15 protein-coding genes are annotated in these 13,435 nt (G+C 66.5%); 3 read left to right on the top strand and 12 right to left on the bottom strand.

The genetic code is table 11. The features are described 5' to 3' along the window. Window positions 1–9: 9 nt before the first annotated feature. The 8 genes from ABIN76_RS04655 to ABIN76_RS04620 form a co-directional block, all read right to left on the bottom strand. Window positions 10–999 carry a cyclase family protein gene (locus ABIN76_RS04655; protein ID WP_346958545.1) on the bottom strand — a complete coding sequence of 330 codons (990 nt, stop codon included), beginning with the start codon at window positions 997–999 and terminating at the stop codon, window positions 10–12. After that, entirely contained in the window at window positions 996–1,253 is a 258-nt protein-coding gene (locus ABIN76_RS04650; RefSeq protein ID WP_346958544.1) for a hypothetical protein, read from the bottom strand. Before ABIN76_RS04650 ends, ABIN76_RS04655 begins: the two co-directional genes overlap by 4 nt. Window positions 1,254–1,265: 12 nt before the next feature. Beyond that, the gene (locus ABIN76_RS04645) at window positions 1,266–2,603 is read right to left on the bottom strand and encodes a TRAP transporter large permease subunit (RefSeq protein ID WP_346958543.1); all 1,338 of its coding nucleotides are present in this window, start codon (window positions 2,601–2,603) and stop codon (window positions 1,266–1,268) included. 81 nt (window positions 2,604–2,684) lie between these two features. Continuing rightward, window positions 2,685–3,473 carry a DUF1932 domain-containing protein gene (locus ABIN76_RS04640; protein WP_346958542.1) on the bottom strand — a complete coding sequence of 263 codons (789 nt, stop codon included), beginning with the start codon at window positions 3,471–3,473 and terminating at the stop codon, window positions 2,685–2,687. 21 nt (window positions 3,474–3,494) lie between these two features. Beyond that, entirely contained in the window at window positions 3,495–4,124 is a 630-nt protein-coding gene (locus ABIN76_RS04635) for a methyltransferase (protein WP_346958541.1), read from the bottom strand. A gap of 39 nt (window positions 4,125–4,163) precedes the next feature. Then, on the bottom strand, window positions 4,164–5,120 hold the full coding sequence (locus ABIN76_RS04630) for a tripartite tricarboxylate transporter substrate binding protein (protein WP_346958656.1): 957 nt from the start codon (window positions 5,118–5,120) through the stop codon (window positions 4,164–4,166). Between the two features lie 125 nt (window positions 5,121–5,245). After that, window positions 5,246–6,748 (bottom strand): tripartite tricarboxylate transporter permease, encoded by a 1,503-nt coding sequence (locus ABIN76_RS04625; RefSeq protein ID WP_346958540.1) that lies wholly within the window; start codon window positions 6,746–6,748, stop codon window positions 5,246–5,248. A 2-nt stretch (window positions 6,749–6,750) separates the two neighbouring features. Beyond that, complete coding sequence (locus tag ABIN76_RS04620) at window positions 6,751–7,254, bottom strand: tripartite tricarboxylate transporter TctB family protein (RefSeq protein WP_346958539.1); 504 nt, start codon at window positions 7,252–7,254, stop codon at window positions 6,751–6,753. A gap of 121 nt (window positions 7,255–7,375) precedes the next feature. Here ABIN76_RS04620 and ABIN76_RS04615 point away from each other — a divergent pair, with 121 nt between their 5' ends. The 3 genes from ABIN76_RS04615 to ABIN76_RS04605 are packed head-to-tail and all read left to right on the top strand — an operon-like array spanning window position 7,376 to window position 9,979. Further along, complete coding sequence (locus ABIN76_RS04615) at window positions 7,376–8,176, top strand: IclR family transcriptional regulator (protein WP_346958538.1); 801 nt, start codon at window positions 7,376–7,378, stop codon at window positions 8,174–8,176. Between the two features lie 20 nt (window positions 8,177–8,196). Beyond that, window positions 8,197–9,003 (top strand): exodeoxyribonuclease III, encoded by an 807-nt coding sequence (locus ABIN76_RS04610; RefSeq protein ID WP_346958537.1) that lies wholly within the window; start codon window positions 8,197–8,199, stop codon window positions 9,001–9,003. A gap of 31 nt (window positions 9,004–9,034) precedes the next feature. Then, entirely contained in the window at window positions 9,035–9,979 is a 945-nt protein-coding gene (locus ABIN76_RS04605; protein WP_346958536.1) for a hypothetical protein, read from the top strand. Between the two features lie 76 nt (window positions 9,980–10,055). Here the strand turns inward: ABIN76_RS04605 and ABIN76_RS04600 are convergent, their stop codons facing one another. From ABIN76_RS04600 to ABIN76_RS04585, 4 genes are all read right to left on the bottom strand, one after another. Next, window positions 10,056–11,135: a LacI family DNA-binding transcriptional regulator gene (locus tag ABIN76_RS04600; protein WP_346958535.1), complete on the bottom strand. Its 1,080-nt coding sequence runs from the start codon at window positions 11,133–11,135 to the stop codon at window positions 10,056–10,058. Between the two features lie 93 nt (window positions 11,136–11,228). Continuing rightward, window positions 11,229–11,483, bottom strand: a complete 255-nt coding sequence (locus ABIN76_RS04595; protein ID WP_346958534.1) for a hypothetical protein — start codon at window positions 11,481–11,483, stop codon at window positions 11,229–11,231. Window positions 11,484–11,507: 24 nt separating this feature from the next. Further along, the gene (locus ABIN76_RS04590) at window positions 11,508–12,398 is read right to left on the bottom strand and encodes a carbohydrate ABC transporter permease (RefSeq protein ID WP_346958533.1); all 891 of its coding nucleotides are present in this window, start codon (window positions 12,396–12,398) and stop codon (window positions 11,508–11,510) included. Continuing rightward, complete coding sequence (locus ABIN76_RS04585; RefSeq protein ID WP_346958532.1) at window positions 12,395–13,432, bottom strand: sugar ABC transporter permease; 1,038 nt, start codon at window positions 13,430–13,432, stop codon at window positions 12,395–12,397. The genes ABIN76_RS04590 and ABIN76_RS04585 overlap by 4 nt, the downstream gene beginning before the upstream one ends. Window positions 13,433–13,435: the final 3 nt, after the last annotated feature.

The following is a 13,435-nucleotide window of genomic DNA, read 5'->3' as shown; positions in this document are numbered from 1 at the left end:
GTCCCATGCTCACGTGACGGCGGTGGCATTCGCGGGCGATCCGGTTCCTCCGGTGACGTAGAGCGGTTTGATGCTGACCAGGGCGTCCCAATGGCCGGTGGCTTTCATATGCCGGCTGAGGGGCCCCAGCCGCCACAGTTCACCCAGCGGCATGCCGAGTTTGGCGAGGAGTTGCTGGTGCATCATCCCGCCGTCGTTGGGGGCGGACGCCAGGAAGGGGCTTCCGGGAACGGCGGGCAGGCATTCGAAGGCGAAGTTGTCGGCAGCGAGCAAGGCGATCCGATGGTCCCACGCCCAGGCGACGAAGTCTTTCGACTGGCTGATGCCCGTGGCGCGCCGGCTGTCGCGGGTGCGTTGTTTTTCCTCCGGCGTCAGGGCGAGGAACCATTCGCACCAACCGGTGTGGAGCATAAGGATGTCTCCCGGGCGGAGACTGACCGACTGGGCCGCCATCGCGGCCTGAATGAGGTCCAGGCCCAGGGGTTCACCGGCTGCGTGGTCTATGGGCTCGCCCAGGTCTTTGCGGCGACCGTCGAGGTCGAGGAGGACTGCCCTGCCGATGATGGGTTTGTCTGCCCACTCCTGGATGCCGAGGTCGGGGGTGCCTACCCTGATCCGGTCATCGGGCGTTGCGTTGTAGAAGCCGACGTCATCGGCCCTCCGGTGGCGGAGCCCGTCCACCTGCGTCGACCCCTGCAGGAAGTATCCGTCCAGATAGTCGTCACGGTGGGCAGGGTGGGAGGAATAGATGGTGTGGCGCGGTGCGCTGCGTTTGACCGACATGCCGGGATCGAAAGCGTCCGCCGGGTAGTCGAGGCCAAAGACTGTGCCGGTCCTGATGCAGTTTCTTGCTGCCAGGACGGCGTCTGGGGAGATGAAGGACGGCGCGCCCCGGTCCGGTTCCGGAAAAAGCCCCCACGACGTCCCCGAGAGCCGGCCTTTCCTTTCCAGCAGCCCCTCAAAGGAGGGATAGGCCCCGGCGCCAGGGAGACGGGTCATCGGGTGAATGCTTTCCGGCGTGCCTGCTGCCGTTGCTGCTGAGGCTTATAGCCCAGAAGGAAACCCGCGACGGCGCAGAGGGACGCTGCGATGCACAGCGGGGGCTTCACGGAGTCGTTGAAGAAGCCGAGCCAGTCTCCCTGCCCGGCGATCAGGGCCACGGCCTGCGCGGTCACGAAGAGGACGCCGCCGAAGAGGAGGGCGGCAAGAGTCAGGACGAAGATGACTTCGGTTGCGCGTCGGAGCTGTTGCATGTCGTTTTTCCTTTAGATCGGCAGGACGCCGATGATGACCAGCACGCCGATGCCCAGTAGCGGCAGGGCGTAGTGGGTGAGCAGCCTGGCAAAGGTTTTGATCGGGTCGACGTCGGCGATGCCGCAGGCCACGTACAGCGGCGCCCCTCCAGGGGGGACCGCCGCCTCACAGGAGGAGAAGATCAGTACGGCGACGGCGGCAGTTGTCGCCGGGACACCGGCCGCGACGAGCGTCGCTACGCCCACAGTGCCGACGGCAGCCATGGTGGCCGTGGCGGAGAGCGGTGCCGCGACGGCGATGACGATCAGCCCGATCAGGACGGCGAGGACCCACAGGGGCAGATTCAGCCGGCTGAGCAGCGCAGTCAGCTGTTGGGGCAGGCCTGTGGCGGCGAGGACGTTGGCGCCGGCAAACGCGAAGACGACGGTAACCCCGACGACGCCGAACCGGGGCGCGGACTGCTGTAGCAGCGCCCACCAAGCTCGGCCGCAGCCAGGGAGCCTCCTCCTGCCCAGCAGGGCACCAGTAATGACCAGCACCACCGGTATCCAGACGATGACGCTGACGGCCTTGGGGACGTCCGCTCCGGTCCACTCCGATAGCGCAGCGGCAGCCATTCCTGAGGTGATGACCAGCGGGATGGCCACCACAAGGAAGAGGAACAGGGTGGCCCATCCGCGGCCGAATGCCACCCGGACAGGCTGCCGGTGGGCCGCATCCAGGGGGCTCATACCGCTTTTGCGGATCAGCAGCCAGGTGACGACGAGCCGGTGCAGGAAGCACCACAGACCGCCGACCAGCAGGGGCAGGACGAGAGAGTTGACGTCGAGCAGGGGCCCGACGGTGGCCGAACCGACGAGCACGAACATGGAGGCGCTGAAGGGGAAGGTGATCCCCATTCCGGCATTTCCGGCCACGAGGGTTGCGGCCGAAGCCCTATCGAGCCGGGATTTTTCCATCCAGGGGATCGTCACGGAGCCGACGGTCGCAGCGATGGCGGCCTGGTTGTGCACGACTCCGCCCAGCCCCGCGGAGGCCACGGTGGAGACCCAGGCGGGGCCCCCTTTCACGCCGCCGAGCAGGGAGTTGAGCAGGTCGATGAGCCGGTCCAGCACCCCGGTTTCGTCGAGCAGGTATCCCATAAAGACGAACGCTACGGTGGCATAGACAATTTCGTCAGTCGCAGCGGAGTAAAGGGAGGACCATCCCACCCGCGCTGCGGCGTCGCCCGTGAAGGGTAGCAGGATCAGGAATCCAAGGATCATGGCCTCCCCGACGCTGCGTTTGATCAAGGTGGTCCAGAGCAGGATGACAGCAAGATAGGCACCCAGAGCCCAGATGCCGATCATGCTGACGCTCCTGACAGGGTATGGCTGAGGTGATGGGAATTGATCATTGATTCCCGTAGAAGATTCTGCCCGAAGTCGGCGTCAGCGCAAGGCCTGTGACGTTTGCGCGCGATCCGCCGCCATCCGCCCCAACGCGGTCGCCGCGGCAGTCGTCATCTCACCCGGGACACCCAGTTCGGAGAGGTAGCCAGCGGTGTCCTGCATTTCTCTTGAGCGGCGCAGGGCGTGCTTGGCGGTTCCGGTGAGGAACCTGTCGATGACGGCTTGTCCGTCGCCGGCGAGTTGTCCGGCGATCTGCGCACGGATCCAGTCCTCCAGGCCGGCGGCCCGCCCGGCGGTGACGGCTTCGACAACCACGGACGCCAGGCCTTTCATGAGGACGCTGCGGAGGAGTTTGTGGGCCATGGCTACCCCCGGTTCCCCTGCCACTATTTGGACGTCGGCGCCTAGCGGGGCAAGCAGGGCCTCGACGGCCGGAGACCCGGGGCCGCTGACCATCAACGGGGTCTTCTCGCCCAGCGCGGCTACGGGCCCGAGGATGGCGACGTCGGCAAAAAACGCCTTGCTGGGCAGCTGTCCAAGTTCACGCATGACCTCCGGCGAGGAGGAGGTGAAGTCCGCGTAGCAGCTGCCTGCCGGGAGGACCGGCAGGCATTCCCGGGCGACGCTGCGCGCGGCAGCGGCCCCGGTGAGGACCAGGACAACCTCCGCGCCGGCGCTGGCCTCCGCAGCCGTCCCCGCCCGGCGGACGCCGTGGGGGGTTGTGGGGGCGACCGGATCGAAACCGGTCACCGTGTGGCCGTGGGCGACCAGCGCCGAAGCGTAGGTAGCTCCGGCTTCACCCAGACCAATAATGGTGCATGCAGTCATGAGATTTGCGTCTTTCTTTGCTTAGTGGCGGGATGCGACGATCGTGCGCCGGCGCTCGGTTTCGTCGGCGAAAACGGCCTCGGCAGCCTCCGCGACGGTCGCCGCCTGGTCCCGTGGAATGACGACAATGCCGTCTGAGTCGCCGATGATGATGTCGCCTGGCAGAACGGGCACTCCCCCGAAGGAGATGGGTGTTCCAATCCGGGAGGGGCCGTTTTTATACGGCCCCGCGGGGGTGGTGGCGCGCGCGAAGACAGGCATACCGATTTCGCCTAGGGCTTCTGCATCGCGAGCGGCGCCGTCGAGGGCGAATCCTGCCAGGCCGAGGTTGATGGCCCGTTCGCCGATGAGCTCGCCCAGCAGCGCCCGGGACTCGTCCCCGCCGCCGCTCACGATGATGACGTCTCCGGGGCGCGCAAGCTGGAGGGCCCGGTGGATGCCCAGGTTGTCGCCGGGGCGGGTCCAGACGGTGAAGGCGGGCCCCGCCAGGCGGGCGCCGGGCCAGATTGCCTGGATGGCTGAGTCGGCGACTCCGAGACGGTCCATAGCGTCGCCGATGTTGGCGGCGGGGAGTTTGGCGAGGCGCTCCAGCACGTCCCGGTCGGGACGGGGGAAATCGGCGTCTAGGTCTTCAAGGACGGGAGTTGTCATGTTGAATTCTTCCGTGAACGGCGGTTGGGAGAGGGCGGATCAGTCTTTTTTCTGGACCAGCGGGAGGACCTTCTTGAAGTCCTCTTCCTGCCCCGCCCAGAACTTCTCGTAATCGGCACCCGAGAGGTAGCTGGTCTGAAGGCCGAGGGCAGCCATCTTTTCCTTCACTGCGGGGTCTTCGATGGCCTTCTGCAAAGCAGCTTCAAGCTTCTTGGCCACGTCGTCCGGCAGTCCGGCAGGTGCCGAGTATCCGCGGACTGTACCGGCGACGAGGTCGTAACCGGATTCCTTGAACGTGGGAACGTCGGGCAGCGAAGGGGCGCGCTCCCCGGTCATGACGCCCAGGACGCGTGCTTTGCCCTGCTTGGTCAAGTCAGTCACGTCGCTGACGTTGGCGACCAGGACGTCGACGTGCTTGCCGAGGAAGGCGGTGGTGGCCTGGGACGCTCCTTCGGAGAAGTGCACCGGGGCAAACTCGGAACCGGTGGCTTCCTGGATTTGCGCCATTGCGAAGTGTTCGCCGGTCTGCAGGCCGGTGGTGCTGGCGGTCAGGGATTTGGGCTTGGCTTTTACCGCCTCGAGGAGCTCCTTCAGTGTCTTGTAGGGGCTGTCGGGCTGCACGGCGATGACCGTGGGGTCAATGACCTGACGGCCCAGCGGCTGGAAGCTGCTGCGTGAGTACTTGGCGCCGCGGCTGGGATCCAGCGGTGAAACCACGACGGACGGGGAACCGGTTGCCCCGATGGTGTATCCGTCCGGCTTGGCGCTGGTGAGCGCCGTGTAGCCGATCTGTCCGCCGGCGCCGGGCTTGTTAATCACCTCAACGTTGGTGCCGAGTTCCTTCTCCAGGATTGGCTGAACGAGGCGGGCTGCGGTGTCGACGGCTCCCCCGGAGCCGAAGGCGACGATCAGATCGATCGATTTGCCCTTCTTCGGGAAGTCACCGCCGGTGTTGTTGGCGGCGCCGGCATTGGCGCCGCAGCCGGTGAGTGCGATGAGGGCTGCTGCGGGTGATTTTCTTGGCTGACAAGGTTCTTCTCCTTTGAAGAGATGCGTGGGTTAGGGATAGGTGGGTAAGGGATGGGCGGGTCAGGGGGTGCGCGGACGAGGGACTTGCGGGGTTAGGCTTCGGGGTCCTCGGTGAGGGCCCTGGGTTTGCGGAATTTGAGCAGTGGGCTGCAGAGAATCAGCAGGCCCAGCCCGATCAGCACCGCGGAAATGGGGCGGTTGAGGAAGACGGTGAAGTCGCCTTGGGAGATTTCCAGGGACTCGCGCAGTGACCGTTCCATCAGAGGCCCCAGGACCAGGGTCAGGACCATCGGCGCCAGCGGGATGTCCAGGTTCCGCAGGGCCAGTCCCAGGAGGCCGAAGCCGATCATGACGAAGACGTCGAAGACGCTGAAGTTGATGGTGTAGGCGCCTATGACCATGAACAACAGGATCAGGGCGGTCAGGATGGGCGTGGGCACCCGCAGGATTGAGGTCCAGAGGCCCACCAGCGGGACGTTGAGCAGCAGCAGTAGGACGTTGCCGATGAAGAGGCTTGCGATGATGGCCCAGGCGATGTCGGAGTGCTCGGCAAAAAGGCTCGGCCCCGGAGTCAGGCCTTGTTGGAGGAATGCGCCCATCAGCACGGCGATCGTCGGGGATGCGGGGATACCCAGGGTGAAGAGCGGGATCAGCGCCGCGTTCGCGTGGGCGTTGTTGGCCGTTTCAGGCCCCGCCACGCCCTCCACCGCGCCCTTGCCCAGTTCCTTGCGGAAGCGCGAGAACTTTTTCTCGGCGGCATAGGACAGTAGGGACGACACCGATCCGGTCATGCCGGGGATCAGCCCGAGCCCGAAGCCGACGCCGGTGCCCCGGGCGATAGCCGGCGCGCTGCGGCGCCATTCCGTCCGGGTCGGGAGCAGCGAACGCATCCCCGGTGCGTGGACCAGGGGCGTCTCAGCGTCCTTGCGGTAGGAAAGGATTTCCGAGAGCCCGAAGACACCGACGATGACTGCTACGAAGCTCACGCCGTCCAGGAGCCGGTCCATCCCAAAGGTGAAGCGTGGTGCGCCGGCAACCGGGTCGATGCCGACCATGGAGATCAGCAGGCCCAGGGCACCCGAGATGATGGCCTTCACCATCGATTTACCGGCCAGGGCAACGAGCAGCGAAATTCCCACCACCATGAGGGCGAAGAACTCCGGCGGTCCCACCAGCAGACCCAGTTCGCCCAGGGGTTTGGCGGCGGCAACGAGGCCGAGGGTGGCGATGGTTCCGCCGACGAAGGAACCGACCGCTGCCAGGGTGAGCGCCGCGCCCGCCCTGCCGAGTTTTGTCATGGCATAGCCGTCGATGGTGGTGATGGCCGAGGATGCCTCACCGGGGGTGTTCAACAGGACGCTGGTGATGGTCCCGCCGTACTGGGTGCCGTAGAAAATGGCGCACAACATGATGATCGAGCCGGTGGGATCAAGGTTCAGGGTGAGCGGGATGAGCAGGGCCACGCCGGCGACCGGGCCGACGCCCGGCAGGACGCCGATGACGGTGCCCAGGAGGCAACCGAGGAAGGCGAAGATCAGATTTTGCCAGGTCATTGCGGCGGCGAACCCGCCGAGCAGTTCGTTCACGGTGTCCATGCCTAGAGTCCGATCAAGTTCAACGGAGCGAATGCCGAGACCGGGAGGGCGACGTTCAGGCCGTAGTTGAAGGCATAGAACGCGCCAACGCTTCCAGCGAGGGCAATGATCAGCGATGACACCCAGGTCCGGCGGCCGCGAAGCTTCAGGTGGTACAGCAGGAAAAGGAACATGCTCAGTTGAAAGCCCAGCAAGTCCATGACGGACGCCAGGACAACAAGGCTGGCCACCACCGCGATCACCACCCCGCGGTCGATCCCCTCGGCTTTCTCGCTCGGGCGCCGCAACTCCTGGACCAGCCAGAGCCCGGACATCGCCACCAGCACTCCCCCCATGGCGAACGGGAACAGCCCGGGGCCCGGTCCCAGAGACGTCCATAACCCGAGACCGACCGAACTGACCAGCACATAGGCGCCGACCAAGGTGAACGCGCCGATGCCCCCAAGGACCGAGGGCGCGACGCGCGTGGCGTGCCCGGGCCGCATCATCAGTGACTTCGTTGTCATCATTTCCTTCTTACGTGCAGTGAACTTTGATTTCATAGAATGAAATAACATTCCGTCTGGAGAAATAGTGACATGAGACACAGGGCCTGTCAAGGAACGTCGAGTTACATAGAATGAAAGGATGACGGTGACTTCGACACACTCAAGCGGTTCGGTCGAGGCCGGCGCGAAGTCCGCGAATATGCGGTCCCTGTCCAGGGCTATGGAGGTTTTCGCCGAACTCCAGCGCGCCGACAGGCCGCAGCGGCTCAGTGATCTGGCGAGGACCTGCGGCATGAGCCTGCCCACGACGTTGCGCATCCTGCGCGTGCTTCAGGACTTCGGCATGGTCGGCCAGACAGACAAGTCGTATCGGATCGGGCCCGCAGTCCTGCCCGCGGCCCGCAGCTACCTCGAAAATGATCCGCTGGTGGTCGCGGCCCGGCCCATCCTCCAGCAGGTCGCCGCGCAGACGGGGTTGACGGCGTCCCTTTACACGAGGCTCGGCTTTGAACGGATCCTGATTGCCCGCGTGGACGGCGAGGCGCCCCTGCGGTATGACCTCCCGCTGGGCAAACGGCTCCCCCTTACCGTCGGAGCGGCGGGCAAGATCCTGCTCGCCGCACTTTCGGAGGAAGAATTGCAGCAGGCTGTCGCCGCTGCCGTCGCTGCCGGTCACGAAACCCCCGATTTCACGGCCGGAGAGCTCCGTGCGCGGCTTCCGGACAGTGGGACCGACTACTCCTATTCGGCCGACGAGCGCGCCACCGGCGTTTTGTCCGTGGCCGTCGCGGTTCCCAACAGGGCCGGCAACCCGACCGAGTCCATTTCCCTTACCAGCCCCGTCGAGGCGGCCACCGAAGAACGCCTCAAATCCGGCGTTCCCGAACTCCGGCGCGCGGCCGCCCGTCTCTCGGAACTCCTGGAGGGGTCCGTCTACTAGGACCGGGTAAGTTAGGGACTGTGAAGATTGCTACCTGGAATGTGAACTCGCTCCGTGCCCGTGCCGACCGCGTTGAGGCCTGGCTCCAGCGCACCGACTGTGATGTCCTGGCCATCCAGGAAACCAAGTGCAAAGACGACAACTTCCCGTGGGAACTGTTCGAGCGGATGGGTTACGAGGTCGCGCACTTCGGCTTGAGCCAGTGGAACGGCGTGGCTATCGCCTCCCGGGTGGGGCTCGACGACGTCGAACGCACCTTCATGAACCAGCCGGTGTTCGGCAAGGGCGGCAAGGACGAGGTGCAGGAGGCCCGTGCGATCGGCGCCACCTGCGGCGGCATCCGGGTCTGGAGCCTCTATGTCCCCAACGGCCGGGCGCTCGATGATGAGCACATGCCCTACAAGCTCAGCTGGCTGGACACGCTCCGCGCCCACGCCGAGGGGTGGGTCCAGGCCGACCCGGAGGCCCAGATCGCGCTGATGGGTGATTGGAACATCGCCCCGCGGGACGAGGACGTGTGGGACATCGACTACTTCCGCGCCGAAGGGCTGACGCACGTCAGTAAACCGGAGCGCGAGGCGTTCCGTGCCTTCGAGGAGGCGGGATTCACCGACGTCGTCCGGCCGCACGCGCCCGGACCGGGCGTGTACACCTACTGGGACTACACCCAGCTGCGCTTCCCGAAAAAGGAGGGGATGCGGATCGACTTTGTCCTCGCCTCCCCCGCGCTGGCGGCCCGCGTGACCGGCGCCTCGATCGACCGCGAGGAGCGCAAGGGCAAGGGCGCCTCGGACCACGCCCCGGTCGTCGTGGAGCTGGCAGGCTGATGGACGCCCGCCAGGGAAGCGCCGGTCTGCGATGACAGGCAACCTCTACCACGGCCAGGCGGGGTTGCCGTTCTCCTCGACGCTGCGGGTCTACGAGCCGCTGGAGGCCTTCCCCGCCGAACAGCAGGAGGCCCTGCGGGCCGCAGGCGCCCGCTCGGAGTCCCGGGCCGCGGTGGAGAATGCCGAACTGCTGGCGTCCCTGGGCCGAATCACCCGCCCCGGCGGGGATCCCTTTCCCACCGGGCAAACCGACCTGGTCCGCGTGCTGGCCGTCAGCAGCTCCGCCGGCAGACCCGCCGGTAGGCCCGCCGGCCCCGCCGACGGCGACGGTGCAGTCGGCGACGGAGCAGACAGTGCAGCCGCCAAGGAGGTCCTGCCGGCCAGGCTGCTGTACTGCCCGAGCCAGCTGGTGCTGCGCGCCGGGCTGGCCGCCAACGCCCTGATGGAGGGGATCCACGGCCCGCTCGCCCAGCTGCTGATCCCGGAAGAACAGCGGGACCGGCACCAGGAACGCATCGACGAGGTGAAGGCGCGCGAGGGGACCGGCCGGGTCCACACCCGGGCCTCGACCTGGGGGATTCCGTTCAGCTGGTTCTGCCTTTTCCAGGAATCAGACCCCACGGACGTGGTGGAGTCTGGCGGCCGGATCATCACGGTGCGCATCCGGGCCACGATCGGCACCGCGCTGGAACGGGTCCGGCACGCCGTGGCCCACCTGGCCCTCGCGGCCCCCGAGCTGGACATGCTCGAGGACCTCACCCAGCTCACCGAGTGGCTGGAGCTCTTTCACGCGGATTCAGTCGTGGAGCTCGATTACGGCGCCGTGGCGGACAAGGTCTACCCGGACGATTCCCCGCTGGACGTGAGGCTGGGCATCGAGTGCCTTGCCGAGGGCGACATGACCGGGGCGGCCGCCGCGTACCGGCGGCTCGCCTCCCGCTGGATCCCGATCCGGCAGCTGGCGCGCGCCTCCTGAAGCCCGCCCCGCCGGAGGTATGCCTGCCGGGGCATATCTCCGCGAGGTTCCGGGTTCGGTTTTTTCGCCGGACCGCTTAGCCGGGGGCCGGGGCGAGCGGCTGCGCGAGCCGCGGCGCCGCCGTCGTGTCCCGCACGATCAGCCGGTGCGGGGCCACCGTGGAGCGTACCGCCCCCGCGATCCCGTCGAGTTCATCCAGCAGCATCTTGGTGCCAAGCTCGGCCTGTTCGTCGGGGCGCTGGCCGACCGTGGTGAGGCCCATCGAGGCGGAGAATTCGTGGTCGTCGATCCCTACGACGGACAGATCCTCCGGAATCCGGACGCCGGCCCGGCGGGCCTCGAAGATCACCCCCATCGCCATCTCGTCCGAGGCGCAGAAGATTGCAGTGGGTTTCGGTCCGGGACGGTCCCACAGCCGCTGGAACGCGGCCTGGCCGCTGCGGACGGTGAAGTCCCCCCACTCGTCCCACTCCGGCCGGACATCCAGCGCCGCCTGGGTCATGACATCCTGGAACGCCTTGATCCGCACCCGCGGGACGTCGAAGTTCAGGTCTGTTTCGTCGTCGCCGTGCAGCAACGCGATGTCCCGGTGGCCCAGTCCAATCAGGTGGCGCACCGCGGTGGAGGCCGCCTCGTAATCGTCGATCCCGATGTAGGCGCAGCCTTCGACGTGGCCGCCCACGACGACCAGCGGGATGTCGATCTTCTGCAGGTGCTCCAGTTCCTCCCGGCTCAGGGCCATGCAGAGGACCAGGAGGGCGTCGATTTGCTTGTAGACCATGGTCTTGCTGAACAGCCGCTCGCGGTGGCTGCCGTGCCCGCCCAGGTTGAACAGCGAGAGGTTGTACTGGCGGCCGTGCAGTTCGCGGTCCGCGCCCTCGATGGCCTTTGAGAAGAACCAGCGGCTCACGAAGGGTGCCAGTACCCCAATGGTCCGGGTGCGCCCGGTGGCCAGGCCCGAGGCCGAGGAGGAGGCCACGTAGCCGAGGGCCTCCGCAATTTCGAGGATCTTCTGGCGCGTGGCGGGCGAAACCCTGGGCAGGCCGCGGACGGCCCGGGAGACCGTGGCGGTGGAGACGCCCGCGGCGGCCGCCACATCCTCAATGCTGACGCCGGAATGGCCGCCGCGTTGCGCCCTGTCAGTTGTCCTTGCCACCGTGCCCCCTTGTCGGCTATCCGCAAATCGCGTCTAGCGTGCCGCCCCCACGGCCGATCCCTTCCAGTATCCGGCCCGCCCCCGGCGGGCGCCTCAGCGCCGTCGGGCGGCCGTCCGGCCGGGCAAACGCCGCCGCAGCCGGATCATTCCGTACAGTGCGAGCAGCGTGGCGAGCAGCCCGAGTGCCCAGCCGAGGGCCGGCTGGGCGGTCACCTCCATCCAGACGGTGACCGCCAGCAGGACCAGCGCCCAGAAGCCCAGGAACCCGATGATGATGTCGAAGTCCTCGCCCGAGCGCACCCTGCGGTGCGTGGGGTGGATCTCGCCCTGGTTCTGGCCGCGTGCCATCAGGAACCCGCCATCATGAAACCGTCACTTGACGGCGCCGGCCGTCAGGCCGGCGACGATCTTGCGCTGGAACACCAGCACCAGGATCACCAGCGGGATGGTCACGATGGTTCCAGCCGCCATGATCGCCGTGTACGGGATCTGGTTGGGCTGTGCGCCGGCGAAGCTCGCGATGGCGACGGTGACCGGCTGGGTCGCGTCGGACGAGAGCTGGCTGGCGATGAGGAACTCATTCCATGACGAGATGAACGCCAGGATGGCCGTGGTGAAGATGGCAGGGGCCGCGAGCGGCATGATCACCTTCCGGAAGGCCTGGCCCTGCGTGCAGCCGTCCACGCGCGCCGATTCCTCGAGCTCCCACGGCATTTCGCGGAAGAACGACGTCATCGTGTAGACGGTCAGCGGCAGCACGAAGGAGATGTTCGGGATGATCAGGGCCTGGTACGTGCCCATCCAGCCGATGTTGGTGAACAGCTGGAACAGCGGGGTGATGAGGGCGACGCCGGGGAACATCGAGGCCCCCAGGATGAAGCCCAGCACCAGGAACTTGAACCGGAAGTTCAACCGGGCCAGGGCGTACGCGGCGAACACACCGATCAGTAGCGAGACCACGGTCACCACCACGCCGATGAACACGCTGTTGAGCAGCGCCTGGCCAAAGCGGTTTCCGAAGGAGGTGTCGAACGCCGTGTTGAAGTTGTCCAGCGTGACGTGCGTCGGCAGGATCGAGGTGTCGTAGGTGAACCCGACATCGCGGAAGGCGGTCACCACCATCCAGTAGGCGGGGGCGAGGCACCAGATGAGGATCACCAGGGCACTGATGTACGTGCGGCCCTGGGCCCACTTTTCCCGGTTCTGGGCGACCTTGCGCCCCCGGTCTTGCTGCGCGCGCAGCTCGGTCGCGGCGGTGGTCATTTCTTCCCCTTACTAGCGCCGGTCTGCTGCTCCACCACATTCGCGCCAAGGAAGCGCACGAAGATGAAGGCGACAAGGAAAATGATGATGAACGTGATGGTCGATAGCGCCGCCGCCGCGTTGAAGCCCTGCCTGATCTGGTTGATCACCAGGATGGACAGCGTGGTGGTGTTGTTCGCCCCGCCGGTCAGGATGTACGGCAGGTCGAACATGCGCAGCGCGTCGAGGGTGCGGAAGAGGATGGCCACCATCAGCGCCGGCTTCACCAGCGGCAGGGTGATCATCCGGAACCGCTGCCAGGCCGTGGCGCCGTCGACCTTGGCCGCCTCGTACACCTCCGCGGGAATCATCTGCAGGCCGGCCAGGATCAGCAGCGCCATGAACGGCGTGGTCTTCCAGACGTCGGCGATGATGACCGCCCATTTGGCCGGCCATTCGCTGCCGGTCCACAGGATGGTGGTGTTGAAGAGCTTGTTGGCAATGCCCTCAAAGGCGAAGATGAACAGCCACAGCTTGGCGGTGACGGCGGTGGGGATGGCCCACGGCACCAGCACGGCGGCGCGGACCAGGCTGCGGCCCTTGAACGTGCGGGCCATGATCATGGCCATCCAGAAGCCGAGCACTGTCTCCAGTGCCACGGTCACGACGGTAAAGAAGAAGGTTGTGGCCGTCGCGGACCAGAACTGGGATCCGAGGGTACCCGGCGGGCAGGCCACCGTGCCGCCGGCGGGTGCGCTGCACTGCTGGGCGAGCCAGTTGACGTAGTTCGAGAACCCGGCCGGGCCGCCCTCGGTGAAGAGGCCGGTGGCCGGATCCAGGCCGGCGTCGGCCTGGAAGGACATCACGATGGCGCTGATGATCGGGTAAACGATGACGACGGCCAGCGCGATGATGGTGGGGGCCAACAGCCATGACGCCCACTTGCCCTGGCTGGCGATGATGTTGTCTTCCCCCACCCCCTTGGGTGCGTGGTGGAGCTCGGTCCCGCCCGACGCCGGCTTCTTAACCGGCGTCGGGCCCAATTCAGTTGCCATGAT

It is taken from the genome of uncultured Arthrobacter sp. (assembly GCF_964021775.1).
Classification (GTDB): Bacteria; Actinomycetota; Actinomycetes; order Actinomycetales; family Micrococcaceae; genus Arthrobacter.
This window is presented reverse-complemented; position numbering and strand designations above follow the sequence as displayed.

Excerpts from the sequence above, each read along its gene's own strand:
- ABIN76_RS04640 (WP_346958542.1), bottom strand. The coding sequence starts at position 3,473 with ATGACTGCATGCACCATTATTGGTCTGGGTGAAGCCGGAGCTACCTAC.
- ABIN76_RS04655 (WP_346958545.1), bottom strand. The coding sequence starts at position 999 with ATGACCCGTCTCCCTGGCGCCGGGGCCTATCCCTCCTTTGAGGGGCTG.
- ABIN76_RS04645 (WP_346958543.1), bottom strand. The coding sequence starts at position 2,603 with ATGATCGGCATCTGGGCTCTGGGTGCCTATCTTGCTGTCATCCTGCTC.
- ABIN76_RS04595 (WP_346958534.1), bottom strand. The coding sequence starts at position 11,483 with ATGGCACGCGGCCAGAACCAGGGCGAGATCCACCCCACGCACCGCAGG.
- ABIN76_RS04620 (WP_346958539.1), bottom strand. The coding sequence starts at position 7,254 with ATGACAACGAAGTCACTGATGATGCGGCCCGGGCACGCCACGCGCGTC.
- ABIN76_RS04625 (WP_346958540.1), bottom strand. The coding sequence starts at position 6,748 with ATGGACACCGTGAACGAACTGCTCGGCGGGTTCGCCGCCGCAATGACC.
- ABIN76_RS04585 (WP_346958532.1), bottom strand. The coding sequence starts at position 13,432 with ATGGCAACTGAATTGGGCCCGACGCCGGTTAAGAAGCCGGCGTCGGGC.
- ABIN76_RS04650 (WP_346958544.1), bottom strand. The coding sequence starts at position 1,253 with ATGCAACAGCTCCGACGCGCAACCGAAGTCATCTTCGTCCTGACTCTT.
- ABIN76_RS04590 (WP_346958533.1), bottom strand. The coding sequence starts at position 12,398 with ATGACCACCGCCGCGACCGAGCTGCGCGCGCAGCAAGACCGGGGGCGC.
- ABIN76_RS04605 (WP_346958536.1), top strand. The coding sequence starts at position 9,035 with ATGACAGGCAACCTCTACCACGGCCAGGCGGGGTTGCCGTTCTCCTCG.
- ABIN76_RS04615 (WP_346958538.1), top strand. The coding sequence starts at position 7,376 with ATGACGGTGACTTCGACACACTCAAGCGGTTCGGTCGAGGCCGGCGCG.
- ABIN76_RS04635 (WP_346958541.1), bottom strand. The coding sequence starts at position 4,124 with ATGACAACTCCCGTCCTTGAAGACCTAGACGCCGATTTCCCCCGTCCC.